Raw genomic sequence first — 12,176 nt, forward strand, 5'->3', positions numbered from 1 at the left:
CGGGCACCGCCGGCACCCGGACACGGGAGAACGGCCCGACCGCTCCGAACAGGGTCGGGCCGTTCTCGCGCGCCTTCAGTCCTCCTTGGCCGGGCGGGCCTCGGGAGGCAGCACGCCCCAGTCGATGAGCTGCTCGGTCAGCTCGCCCGGCGTCATGTCGTAGATGATGGCGAGGGACCGCAGGTCCTCGGTCCGGATCGACAGCACCTTGCCGTTGTAGTCACCGCGCTGGCTCTGGATGGTGGCCGCGTACCGCGCGAGCGGCCCGACCTTCTCCGCCGGCAGCTGTTGCAGCCGTTCCAGGTTGATGACGATCTTCGTGGCGGGCTCCGCCCCGGACGGCACCCGCCCCTCGGGCAGCAGTTCGGCCACCGGCACCCCGTAGAAGTCGGCCAGTTCGGCCAGCTTCTGCACGGTGACGGCGCGGTCGCCGCGCTCGTACGAGCCGACGACCACGGCCTTCCAGCGACCGCCGGACTTCTGCTCGACGCCGTGCAAAGACAAGCCCTGCTGCTGGCGGATCGCGCGGAGCTTTGCCCCCAGCGCCTTGGCGTAGTCGCCCATGTGGCGGTTCTCCGTTCATTCGCCCCGTCAGCCGGTAGGGGACTGCCGCGGGGAGGCTTAGATCAATACGCAGAGTAATGATTGCTCTCCGTGGTCACCAGGTCAAGCTGATCTCGTCGGTCCAGGTGGGGGAGACCACGCGGACCACCCGGAAGATTGACCGCCCGAGCCTGATACGGTGCTGGTCAGCCCGGTCGCAGCCGGGTGTCCGACGTCCTTTAAGGACCCGTCCAGCGAGGCGGGGAAGGAGGTCCAACCGTGGCGCCACGTCAACGTGGCGCGACGGACCCGGCCGGGGAGCGCGAGCTTCTCTCGGCCGGCGACGTCGCGCGCACCGTCGCCCGAATGGCCCATCAGATCATCGAGAAGACCGCTCTCGATGCACCCAGCGCACCCGAAGTAGTCCTGATGGGGATTCCGAGTCGGGGTGCCCCCCTGGCCCGCAGGCTTGCGGTGCGGATCGCCGAGTTCAGCGGTATCGAGGTGCCGACCGGGACCCTGGACGTGACCCTCTACCGGGACGACCTGCGCCGCGGCCCCACCCGGCCGCTGGAGGCGACGAAGCTGCCCGAGGGCGGTGTCGACGACCGCCTCGTGGTCCTCGTCGACGACGTGCTGTTCTCCGGCCGCACGATCCGCGCCGCGCTCGACGCCCTGCGCGACCACGGCCGCCCGCGCGCCGTCCAGCTGGCCGTCCTGGTCGACCGGGGCCACCGCGAGCTGCCCATCCGCGCGGACTACGTGGGCAAGAACGTGCCCACCGCGCGCACCGAGGAGGTCCACGTGCTGCTGGAGGAGTTCGACCAGCGCGACGGGGTGGTGCTGAGGTGAAGCACCTGCTCACCACCGAGGGCATCGACCCGGCCCAGGCGACCGCGATCCTGGACACGGCGGCGAACCTCAAGCAGTCCCTCGAAGGCCGTGAGGTGCGCAAACTCCCCACGTTGCGCGGACGCACGGTCATCACGATGTTCTACGAGAACTCGACCCGCACCCGCGTGAGCTTCGAGATCGCGGGCAAGTGGATGAGCGCGGACGTGGTGAACGTCTCGTCGTCCGGGTCGAGCGTGTCCAAGGGCGAGTCCCTGCGCGACACGGCGCTCACCCTGGCCGCCGCCGGCGCGGACTGCGTCGTCGTGCGGCACCCGGCCTCGGGCGCGGCGCACCGCCTGGCGGGCTGGCTGCGCGAGGCGGGCACGTCCGTGGTCAACGCCGGCGACGGCATGCACGAGCACCCCACCCAGGCCCTGCTCGACGCCGCCACGCTGCGGGAACGCCTCGGCGACCTGCGCGACAAGCGGGTGGCGATCGTGGGTGACGTGCTGCACAGCCGGGTCGCCCGGTCCAACGTGCACCTGCTCACCGCGCTGGGCGCGGAGGTGACGCTGGTCGCACCGCCGACGCTGCTGCCCACCGGCGTGCGGAACTGGCCGGTGCACGTGTCGCACGAGCTGGACGCCGAGCTGCCCGGCCAGGACGCCGTCATGCTGCTGCGCGTCCAGGCCGAGCGGATGCACGGCGGGTTCTTCCCGTCGGCCCGCGAGTACTCGATCGCCTACGGCCTGAACGACAACCGGCTCAAGCTGCTGCCCGAGCACGCCGTGGTGCTGCACCCCGGTCCGATGCTGCGCGGCATGGAGATCGCCTCGTCGGTCGCCGACTCGCCGCGCGCCGCCATCACCGACCAGGTGCGCAACGGCGTCCACGTGCGCATGGCCGTCCTCTACCACCTGCTTGCCCACGAGGAGGAGACCCCGTGAGTCCCTTGATCATCAGGGGAGTACGACCGTACGGCGAGGGCGACCCGGTCGACGTGCTGGTCCGCGACGGCGTCATCGCCGCGATCGGCGAGGTCACCGAGGAGGGCGATGAGCTGGACGGCGCGGGCGCGGTCCTGCTGCCCGGCTTCGTCGACCTGCACACCCACCTGCGCGAACCCGGCCGCGAGGACACCGAGACCATCGCCAGCGGCTCGGCCGCGGCGGCCCTCGGCGGCTACACGGCGGTGTTCGCCATGGCCAACACGAACCCGGTCGCCGACAACGCCGTGGTCGTCGAGCACGTCGCCCGCCGCGGCCGCGAGGTCGGCCTGGTCGACGTGCACCCGGTCGGCGCGGTCACCGTGGGCCTGGCCGGCGAGAAGCTCGCCGAGCTGGGCACGATGGCCAAGGCCGGCGTGCGGGTGTTCTCCGACGACGGCCACTGCGTGCACGACCCGCTGCTCATGCGCCGCGCCCTGGAGTACAGCAAGGCGCTGGACGTGGTCGTCGCGCAGCACGCCGAGGAGCCCCGGCTCACCGTCGGCGCGCAGGCCCACGAGGGGGAGCGGGCGTCCCGCCTGGGCCTGCAGGGCTGGCCCGCCGCCGCCGAGGAGGCGGTCGTGGCCCGCGACTGCCTGCTCGCGAAGCAGGTCGGCGCCCGGCTGCACGTGTGCCACGTGTCCACCGCGGGCACCGCGGACGTGCTGGCCTGGGCCAAGGCCCGCGGCACGGAGGTGTCCGCCGAGGTCACCCCGCACCACCTGCTGCTCACCGACGAGCGCCTGGCCACCTACGACCCGGTGAACAAGGTCAACCCGCCGCTGCGCACGAGCGACGACGCGGAGGCCCTGCGCCGGGCGCTGGCCGACGGCGTCATCGACTGCGTGGCCACCGACCACGCGCCGCACGCCGTCCAGGACAAGGACTGCGAGTGGTCCGCCGCCCGACCCGGCATGCTCGGCCTCCAGACCGCGCTGTCGGTCGTGGTGGAGACCATGGTGAACACCGGCCTGCTGGACTGGCGCGGTGTGGCGCGGGTGATGAGCGAACGGCCCGCCGCCATCGCGGGCCTGCCCGACCAGGGTCGCCCGATCGAGGTGGGCGAGCCCGCGAACCTGACCCTCGTCGACCCGGGCGCCACGTGGGTGGTGCGCGGTGCGGAGTTCGCCAGCGTCGCCGCGAACACCCCCTTCGAGGGCATGGAGCTGCCCGGCCGGGTCGTCGCGACCGTGCTGCGCGGGCGCGTGACCGCGACCGGCGGGAGGGTCCCCGCATGAGCCGCGTGCTGCTGTCCCTGGCCGTGCTGGCGATCTTCCTGCTCTGCCTCTACGGCATGTGGCGCGGCTGGCAGGGCCGCAAGCGCAGGCAGGAGGGCGTGCTGGCGGAGTTCCCGCAGCCGCCCGCCGACCCCGGCGCCACCGTGCTGGAGACGACCGGCGTGTACGTCGGCACGACGATCGGCGACGACTGGCAGGACCGGGTCGTCGTCGGCGACGTCGGCCACCGCGCCGACGCGACGCTGAAGCTCACCGACCGGGGCGTGCTGGTGGACCGCGAGGGCGCGAGCCCGCTGTGGATCCCCTCGGCCCGGGTCGAGGGCGCCCGGACCGCACGCGGTCTGGCGGGCAAGGTGATGACGGCGGACGGCCTCCTGGTCGTGCGCTGGAAGCTCGGGGACCAGGTGTTCGACACCGGGTTCCGGGGCGACGACAAGGACGTGTACGAGCAGTGGGTGCAGGCGCTGGGAGGCAAGCGATGACGAACGCGGCACTGGTGCTGGAAGACGGCCGCGTGTTCCGCGGCGAGGGCTACGGCGCCACCGGCGCCAGCCTCGGCGAGGTGGTGTTCTCCACCGGCATGACCGGGTACCAGGAGACCCTGACGGACCCCTCCTACCACCGTCAGATCGTGGTGCAGACCGCACCGCAGATCGGCAACACCGGCTGGAACGACGAGGACGACGAGTCCGGCCGCATCTGGGTCGCCGGGTACGTGGTGCGCGATCCGGCGCGCGTGCCGTCGAACTGGCGTTCGCGCCGGGGCCTGGACGAGGAGCTGGCCCGGCAGGGGATCGTCGGCATCGCCGGCATCGACACCCGGATGCTCACCCGCCACCTGCGCGAGCGGGGCGCGATGCGCGCCGGCGTGTTCTCCGGCGACGAGCTGGGCACCGACGCGGAGATGCTGGAGCGCGTCCGCACCGCGCCCGGCATGAAGGGCGCGGACCTCGCGGGCGACGTGACCACGCCCGAGACCTACGTCGTGGAGGCCGTCGGCGAGCGCCGGTTCACCGTGGCCGCCCTCGACCTGGGCATCAAGTCCAACACGCCGCGGATGATGGCCGCCCGCGGCATCGAGGTGCACGTCCTGCCCCTGACCTCCACCATCGACGACATCGCCGCGCTGGCCCCGGACGGGGTGTTCCTGTCCAACGGTCCCGGCGACCCGGCCACCCAGGCGCACGCCGTCGAGCTGACCCGCGCCGTGCTGGAGCGCCGTACGCCGCTGTTCGGCATCTGCTTCGGCAACCAGATCCTCGGCCGCGCCCTGGGCCGCGAGACCTACAAGATGCGCTACGGGCACCGCGGCCTCAACATCCCCGTCATCGACGTGGCGACCGGCAAGGTGGCCATCACGTCCCAGAACCACGGGTTCGCGCTGGAGGGCGAGCCGGGGGAGGAGTTCTCCTCCGACTTCGGCCGCGTCCAGCTCAGCCACTTCTGCCCGAACGACGGCACCGTGGAGGGCGTGCGCGCGCTCGACGTGCCCGCGTTCAGCGTGCAGTACCACCCGGAGGCGGCGGCCGGCCCCCACGACGCCGCCCCGCTGTTCGACGAGTTCTGCAACCTCATGGCCGGCAACGCCGGTGGACAGACGACGAGCGAGGGCCGCTGACATGCCGAAGAGGACTGATCTCAAGCACGTTCTGGTCATCGGCTCCGGCCCGATCGTCATCGGGCAGGCCTGCGAGTTCGACTACTCCGGCACCCAGGCGTGCCGCGTGCTGCGCGAGGAGGGCCTGCGGGTCTCCCTGGTGAACTCCAACCCGGCGACGATCATGACCGACCCGGAGTTCGCCGACGCCACCTACGTCGAGCCCATCACCCCGGAGTTCGTCGAGAAGGTCATCGCCGCCGAGCGGCCCGACGCCATCCTCGCCACCCTGGGCGGCCAGACCGCCCTGAACACCGCCATCGCCCTGCACGAGCGGGGCGTGCTGGAGAAGTTCGACGTCGAGCTGATCGGCGCGGACATCGACGCCATCCAGCGCGGCGAGGACCGGCAGGTCTTCAAGGACCTGGTGCGCCGGATCGGCGCCGAGGTGCCGCGCAGCGCCGTCTGCAGGAGCATGGAGGAGGTCCGCGAGACCGTCGCCGACCTGGGCCTGCCGGTCGTCATCCGGCCCTCGTTCACCATGGGCGGCCTCGGCTCGGGCATGGCGCACACCCCCGAGGAGCTGGAGCGGCTCGCCGCCGGCGGTCTCGCCGAGTCCCCGGTCACCGAGGTGCTGATCGAGGAGAGCGTGCTCGGCTGGAAGGAGTACGAGCTGGAGCTGATGCGCGACCGCAACGACAACGTGGTCGTCGTCTGCTCCATCGAGAACATCGACCCGATGGGCGTGCACACCGGCGACTCGGTGACCGTGGCCCCGGCGATGACGCTCACCGACCGCGAGTACCAGCACATGCGCGACGTCGGCATCGCGGTCATCCGCGAGGTCGGCGTGGACACCGGCGGCTGCAACATCCAGTTCGCGATCAACCCCGAGAACGGCCGCATGGTCGTCATCGAGATGAACCCGCGCGTGTCCCGCTCGTCCGCGCTGGCGTCGAAGGCCACCGGCTTCCCGATCGCCAAGATCGCCGCGAAGCTCGCCATCGGCTACACGCTCGACGAGATCCGCAACGACATCACCGGCGAGACGCCCGCGTCCTTCGAACCGACGCTGGACTACGTCGTGGTGAAGGTGCCGCGGTTCGCGTTCGAGAAGTTCCCCGGCGCCGACCGCACCCTCACCACGACCATGAAGTCCGTCGGCGAGGCCATGTCGATCGGCCGCAGCTTCATCGAGGCCCTCGGCAAGGCGTTGCGGTCCATGGAGACCAAGGCCGCCGGCTTCTGGACCACGCCCGACCCGGACGAGACGCTGGAGTCCACCCTGGACGCCCTGCGCGCGGGCCACGACGGGCGCCTCTACACCGTCGACCGCGCCCTGCGGCTCGGCGCCACCGTCGAGCAGGTGCACGCGGCGTCGGGCATCGACCCGTGGTTCGTCGAGCAGATGGCGTGGCTGGTGGAGCTGCGCCGCGAGATCGAGACCGCGCCCGTGCTCGACCAGCACCTGCTGCGCAAGGCCAAGCGCGCCGGCCTGTCCGACCGCCAGCTGGCCGCCCTGCGCGACGAGCTGGCCGGCGAGGACGGCGTGCGGGCGCTGCGCCACCGGCTCGGCGTGCGCCCGGTCTACAAGACCGTCGACACCTGCGCCGCCGAGTTCGCCGCGAAGACCCCGTACCACTACTCGGCCTACGAGCTGGACCCCGACGCCGAGACCGAGGTCACCGCGCAGCCCGACAAGCCCAAGGTGCTCATCCTGGGCTCCGGCCCGAACCGCATCGGCCAGGGCATCGAGTTCGACTACTCGTGCGTGCACGCGGCCATGGCGCTGCGCGCCGCCGGGTACGAGACCGTGATGGTCAACTGCAACCCGGAGACCGTCTCCACCGACTACGACACCTCGGACCGGCTCTACTTCGAGCCGCTGACCTTCGAGGACGTGCTGGAGGTCGTGCACTCCGAGCAGCGGTCCGGCACCGTCGCGGGCGTCATCGTGCAGCTCGGCGGCCAGACGCCGCTGGGCCTCGCGCAGCGCCTCGCGGACGCGGGCGTGCCCATCGTGGGCACCCCGCCGCACGCCATCCACCTCGCCGAGGACCGCGGCGCGTTCGGCCAGGTGCTGACCGACGCGGGCCTGCCCGCCCCGAAGTACGGCACGGCCACCTCGTTCGCCCAGGCCAAGGCCATCGCCGACGAGATCGGCTACCCGGTGCTGGTGCGGCCGTCGTACGTGCTCGGCGGCCGCGGCATGGAGATCGTCTACGACGAGGAGTCGCTGCACGGCTACATCGACCGCGCGACCGAGGTCAGCCCGGAGCACCCGGTGCTGGTCGACCGGTTCCTCGACGACGCCATCGAGATCGACGTGGACGCCCTCTTCGACGGCGAGGAGGTGTTCATCGGCGGTGTGATGGAGCACATCGAGGAGGCCGGCGTGCACTCCGGCGACTCGGCGTGCACGCTGCCCCCGATCACCCTCGGGGACACCGACATCGACAACGTGCGCCGCTCCACCCTCGCCATCGCGCGGGGCATCGGCGTGCGCGGCCTGCTCAACGTCCAGTACGCCCTCAAGGACGACGTGCTCTACGTCCTGGAGGCCAACCCGCGCGCCTCGCGCACCGTGCCGTTCGTGTCGAAGGCGACCGCGGTGCCGCTGGCCAAGGCCGCCGCCCGGATCATGCTCGGGACCACCGTCGCGGAGCTGCGCGCCGAGGGCCTGCTGCCGGCCACCGGCGACGGCGCCAAGCTGCCCCCGCACGCCCCGGTCGCGGTCAAGGAGGCCGTCCTGCCGTTCCACCGGTTCCGCACGCCGGAGGGCAAGGGCGTGGACTCGCTGCTCGGCCCGGAGATGAAGTCGACCGGCGAGGTCATGGGCATCGACGTGTCGTTCGGCATGGCGTTCGCCAAGTCCCAGACCGCCTCCTACGGCTCCCTGCCCACCTCGGGCCGGGTGTTCGTGTCGGTCGCCAACCGGGACAAGCGGGCCATGATCTTCCCCGTGAAGAGGCTCTCCGACCTGGGCTTCGAGGTGCTGGCGACGTCGGGCACGGCCGAGGTGCTCCGGCGCAACGGCATCCCGTGCACGGTCGTCCGCAAGCACTTCGAGGGCGCCGGGAACGTGGTGGAGGCGATCCTCGACGGCACCGTCGACCTGGTCATCAACACCCCGTACGGCAACGCCGGGCCGCGCGTGGACGGCTACGAGATCCGCACCGCGGCGGTGGCCAAGGACATCCCGTGCGTGACGACCATCCAGGGCGCGGCGGCGGCCGTGCACGGCATCGAGGCCGCGATCCGCGGTGACATCGGCGTGCGGCCCCTCCAGGCCCTCCAGGCGGCCCTGCGGGGTGGCGAGTGAGGTTCGGGGCGCGGCTGGGGGCGGCGGTCGCGGAGCACGGGCCGCTGTGCGTCGGCATCGACCCGCACCCCGGCCTGCTGGAGTCCTGGGGGCTGCCCCGGGACGCCTCCGGGCTGGAGCGGTTCGCGCTGACGTGCGTGGAGGCGTTCGCGGGCCGCGTGGCGCTCGTCAAGCCGCAGTCGGCCTTCTTCGAGGCGCACGGTTCACGCGGCGTCGCCGTCCTGGAAAGGGTCATTTCGGACCTCCGGGACAGCGGCACGCTCGTGCTGGTCGACGCGAAGCGCGGTGACATCGGTTCGACGATGGCCGCCTACGCCGCCGCCTACCTCACCGAGGGCTCGCCGCTGGCCGGCGACGCCGTCACCGTGTCGCCGTACCTCGGGTTCGGGTCGCTCGACCCGGCCCTCGACACGGCCGTCGCGAACGGGCGCGGAATATTCGCGCTCGCGTTGACTTCCAATCCGGAAGGGCCCTCCGTGCAGCGCGCGATGGGCCCCGACGGGCGCTCCGTCGCGCAGGCCGTCGTGGACGCGGCGGCCCGCGCGAACGCCGGCGCCGACCCGCTCGGCGATGTCGGCCTGGTGATCGGCGCGACCGTGGGCGATCACCGCCTGGACCTCTCTGACCTGCACGGATACGTTCTCGCGCCGGGCTTCGGGGCGCAGGGGGCGACCGTGGCGGACCTGCGTTCGGTGTTCGGCCCGGAGCTGTCCGGAGTGCTCCCGACGTCCTCCCGGGACGTGCTCGGGCACGGTCCCGGGACCGCAACTCTGCGGTCTGCGGTGGACGCCGTGAAGCGGTCTCTGGAGATGTGATCACGATCAAATCGCGACGCGGTTCACGTGGTCCGCTCACCAGCGCAAACGGTGCCTGGTACGGTCCTGCCCACCGGCAGGTCGGACCACCACCGAGCGCATACCACACAGGTCGTGCGCAAGGCGTTACCGGTGGCGGTGGTTGACCTGTTGGGGGGTGTTGGTACTACTACCACCCGCCGCTCCGCACTGGCGCTGAAGGATTCACCTGACTGGGACCCACGTTGTACCCAGGCAATTGCGCTCGGTACGGTCGCGGCACCGATCCAGAATTGAAATTCCCACACCACGGAGGAAATCGTGGCCCTTCCCCAGCTTACCGAGGAGCAGCGGGCCGCAGCGCTGGAGAAGGCTGCTGCCGCTCGTCGCGCTCGCGCTGAGCTCAAGGAGCGCCTCAAGCGTGGCGGCACGACCCTGACGGACGTGCTGAAGGCCGCCGAGAGCGACGAGGTCCTTGGCAAGATGAAGGTGTCCGCGCTGCTCGAGGCGCTTCCGGGCGTCGGCAAGGTGCGTGCGCAGCAGATCATGGAGCGCCTTGAGATCGCTCCGTCCCGTCGGTTGCGCGGCCTGGGTGAGCGGCAGCGCAAGGCGCTGCTCACCGAGTTCAGCGGCGAGTGAGTGATGGCACCGGGGCGGGGTCGGGCGCACGCGCCCGGCCCCGCCTCACCGTCCTCTCCGGGCCCTCCGGCGTCGGCAAGTCCAGCGTGCTGGCCGAGCTGCGCCGCATGGGGCCCGACATCCACTTCAGCGTCTCGGTGACCACCCGGAAGCCGAGGCCGGGCGAGGTCGACGGGGTCCACTACCACTTCGTGGACCTGCCCGAGTTCCGCAAGATGGTCGGGAACGGCGAGCTCCTGGAGCACGCCGAGTTCGCCGGCAACTGCTACGGCACCCCCCGCACCCCCGTCGAGCGCGCGCTGGCGTCCGGCAAGCCGTCCCTGCTGGAGATCGAGCTGCAGGGCGCGCGCCAGGTCAGGGCCGCCATGCCGGAGGCCCAGCTGGTCATGCTGGCCCCGCCCTCCTGGGAGGACCTGGTGGGCCGGCTGACCGGCCGCGGCACCGAGGACCCCGCCGTGGTGGCCCGCCGGCTGGAGATCGCCAAGGAAGAACTGGCGGCCGAACCGGAGTTCGACGAGGTCGTGGTGAACGCCGACGTGCGGTCGGCCGCCACGAGCTTGCTAAACTTGGTGGTCGGCCCGGTGCCCGGCGCGTGAGCGACCGCGCGTCGAGCGGCACGGGACGACCCAGGAGGGATGCCTCCCCCCGACACGCACCACCTGAGACACACCAACCGCAGGAGCGTTGACGAGTGACCACGCACACCGAGCTGGGCCCGCTGTCGGGTTCCCCGGAGGGCATCACCAACCCGCCGATCGACGACCTGCTCGAGCAGGTCAGCTCGAAGTACGCGCTGGTGATCTACGCGGCCAAGCGGGCGCGGCAGATCAACGACTACTACGCCCAGCTCGGCGAGGGCCTGCTGGAGTACGTCGGCCCGCTGGTCGAGCCGGGCCCGCGCGAGAAGCCGCTGTCCATCGCGCTCCGGGAGATCCACGCGGGCCTCCTCGAGCACACCGAAGGCGAGTGACCGGGAACGCAGGTGCCCCCGACCGACCCAGGGTGATCCTCGGGGTGGGCGGGGGCATCGCCGCGTACAAGGCGTGCGAGGTGCTGCGCCGGCTCACCGAGTCCGGCCACTCCGTGCGCGTCGTGCCCACCGACGGGGCGCTGAAGTTCGTCGGGGCCGCCACGTTCGAGGCGCTCTCCGGGCAGCCCGTGCAGGCGGGCGTGTTCGAGGACGTGCCCTCCGTGCCGCACGTGAAGCTGGGGCAGACCGCCGACCTGGTCGTCGTCGCCCCCGCCACGGCCAACCTCCTCGCCAAGGCCGCCCACGGCCTCGCCGACGACCTGCTCACCAACACGCTGCTCACCGCGCGCTGCCCCGTGCTGCTGGTCCCCGCCATGCACACCGAGATGTGGGAGCACCCGGCCACGCGGGCCAACGTGGCGCTGCTGCGCTCGCGCGGCGTCGTCGTCGCCGAACCCGCCAGCGGCCGGCTCACCGGCAAGGACACCGGCAAGGGCCGGCTGCCCGAACCCGCCGAGATCGTCGACCTGGCCCGGTTGCTGCTGGCGCGCCCCGACGCGCTGCCGCGCGACCTGGAGGGCCTGCACGTCGCCGTGTCCGCCGGCGGCACCCGCGAGGCGCTCGACCCCGTCCGCTACCTGGGCAACCGCTCGTCCGGCCGGCAGGGCTGGGCGCTCGCCCGCGTGGCCGCCCAGCGCGGCGCGCGCGTCACCCTCGTCGCCGCCCACACCGCCGACCTCGTCACGCCCGCCGGCGTCGACCTGGTCCGCGTCGGCTCCGCCGCCGAGCTGCGCTCGGCGATGCACACCGCCGCCGAGACCGCCGACGTGCTCGTGATGGCCGCGGCCGTGGCCGACTTCCGGCCCGTCGCCCTCGCCGAGCACAAGATCAAGAAGTCCGACCGGGACCCCGACCCCGTGGCGCTCACCCGCAACCCCGACATCCTCGCCGAACTCGTCGCCGCCCGCCGCCCCGGCCAGGTCGTCGTCGGGTTCGCCGCCGAGACCGGCGACGCCACGACGGGCGTCCTGGAGTACGGGCGGGCGAAGCTGAAGCGGAAGGGCTGCGACTGGCTCGTGGTCAACGCCGTCGGCGACGGCCGGGCGTTCGAGGTCGAGGACAACGCCGGGTGGCTGCTGTCCGCCGGCGGCGCCGAGACCCCTATCCCGCACGGCTCCAAGGCGCAACTCGCGTCCGCTGTGTGGGATGTCATCGGGCGACCCGAAGAACTTTGAGCCGTCCTCCGACGAACG

12 protein-coding genes are annotated in these 12,176 nt (G+C 72.2%); 11 read left to right on the top strand and 1 reads right to left on the bottom strand.

Annotated elements, in window-relative coordinates; all coding sequences use genetic code 11:
• Positions 1 to 75: 75 nt before the first annotated feature.
• The gene (bldD, locus tag ACR807_RS12165) at positions 76 to 564 is read right to left on the bottom strand and encodes a transcriptional regulator BldD (protein WP_015103676.1); all 489 of its coding nucleotides are present in this window, start codon (positions 562 to 564) and stop codon (positions 76 to 78) included.
• A 258-nt stretch (positions 565 to 822) separates the two neighbouring features.
• Here bldD and pyrR point away from each other — a divergent pair, with 258 nt between their 5' ends.
• From pyrR to coaBC, 11 genes are all read left to right on the top strand, one after another.
• Positions 823 to 1,395, top strand: a complete 573-nt coding sequence (gene pyrR, locus ACR807_RS12170; RefSeq protein WP_316032739.1) for a bifunctional pyr operon transcriptional regulator/uracil phosphoribosyltransferase PyrR — start codon at positions 823 to 825, stop codon at positions 1,393 to 1,395.
• Entirely contained in the window at positions 1,392 to 2,324 is a 933-nt protein-coding gene (locus ACR807_RS12175) for an aspartate carbamoyltransferase catalytic subunit (RefSeq protein ID WP_438921371.1), read from the top strand. Before pyrR ends, ACR807_RS12175 begins: the two co-directional genes overlap by 4 nt.
• The gene (locus tag ACR807_RS12180; RefSeq protein WP_438921372.1) at positions 2,321 to 3,601 is read left to right on the top strand and encodes a dihydroorotase; all 1,281 of its coding nucleotides are present in this window, start codon (positions 2,321 to 2,323) and stop codon (positions 3,599 to 3,601) included. Before ACR807_RS12175 ends, ACR807_RS12180 begins: the two co-directional genes overlap by 4 nt.
• Complete coding sequence (locus ACR807_RS12185) at positions 3,598 to 4,083, top strand: PH-like domain-containing protein (protein WP_438921373.1); 486 nt, start codon at positions 3,598 to 3,600, stop codon at positions 4,081 to 4,083. Before ACR807_RS12180 ends, ACR807_RS12185 begins: the two co-directional genes overlap by 4 nt.
• A complete protein-coding gene (gene carA, locus ACR807_RS12190; protein WP_438921374.1) occupies positions 4,080 to 5,219 on the top strand; it encodes a glutamine-hydrolyzing carbamoyl-phosphate synthase small subunit in 1,140 nt (379 codons plus the stop codon). Before ACR807_RS12185 ends, carA begins: the two co-directional genes overlap by 4 nt.
• Position 5,220: 1 nt before the next feature.
• Positions 5,221 to 8,520, top strand: coding sequence for a carbamoyl-phosphate synthase large subunit (carB, locus tag ACR807_RS12195; protein WP_438921375.1), 3,300 nt, complete (start codon positions 5,221 to 5,223; stop codon positions 8,518 to 8,520).
• Positions 8,517 to 9,335, top strand: coding sequence for an orotidine-5'-phosphate decarboxylase (gene pyrF, locus ACR807_RS12200; protein ID WP_438921376.1), 819 nt, complete (start codon positions 8,517 to 8,519; stop codon positions 9,333 to 9,335). The genes carB and pyrF overlap by 4 nt, the downstream gene beginning before the upstream one ends.
• A 300-nt stretch (positions 9,336 to 9,635) precedes the next feature.
• Positions 9,636 to 9,953 carry an integration host factor, actinobacterial type gene (gene mihF / locus ACR807_RS12205; protein ID WP_033427832.1) on the top strand — a complete coding sequence of 106 codons (318 nt, stop codon included), beginning with the start codon at positions 9,636 to 9,638 and terminating at the stop codon, positions 9,951 to 9,953.
• Positions 9,950 to 10,549 (top strand): guanylate kinase, encoded by a 600-nt coding sequence (gmk, locus tag ACR807_RS12210; RefSeq protein ID WP_438921377.1) that lies wholly within the window; start codon positions 9,950 to 9,952, stop codon positions 10,547 to 10,549. The genes mihF and gmk overlap by 4 nt, the downstream gene beginning before the upstream one ends.
• A 95-nt stretch (positions 10,550 to 10,644) precedes the next feature.
• On the top strand, positions 10,645 to 10,923 hold the full coding sequence (rpoZ, locus tag ACR807_RS12215) for a DNA-directed RNA polymerase subunit omega (protein ID WP_015103666.1): 279 nt from the start codon (positions 10,645 to 10,647) through the stop codon (positions 10,921 to 10,923).
• A gap of 32 nt (positions 10,924 to 10,955) precedes the next feature.
• Positions 10,956 to 12,158 (top strand): bifunctional phosphopantothenoylcysteine decarboxylase/phosphopantothenate--cysteine ligase CoaBC, encoded by a 1,203-nt coding sequence (coaBC, locus tag ACR807_RS12220; protein ID WP_438921378.1) that lies wholly within the window; start codon positions 10,956 to 10,958, stop codon positions 12,156 to 12,158.
• Positions 12,159 to 12,176 lie beyond the last annotated feature (18 nt).

The organism is Saccharothrix sabaoui (genome assembly GCF_051756985.1).
Classification (GTDB): Bacteria; Actinomycetota; Actinomycetes; order Mycobacteriales; family Pseudonocardiaceae; genus Actinosynnema.

Bases quoted from the DNA above. Each gene is read 5' to 3' on its own strand.
- bldD (WP_015103676.1), bottom strand. From the start codon at position 564: ATGGGCGACTACGCCAAGGCGCTGGGGGCAAAGCTCCGCGCGATCCGC.
- carA (WP_438921374.1), top strand. From the start codon at position 4,080: ATGACGAACGCGGCACTGGTGCTGGAAGACGGCCGCGTGTTCCGCGGC.
- carB (WP_438921375.1), top strand. From the start codon at position 5,221: ATGCCGAAGAGGACTGATCTCAAGCACGTTCTGGTCATCGGCTCCGGC.
- ACR807_RS12185 (WP_438921373.1), top strand. From the start codon at position 3,598: ATGAGCCGCGTGCTGCTGTCCCTGGCCGTGCTGGCGATCTTCCTGCTC.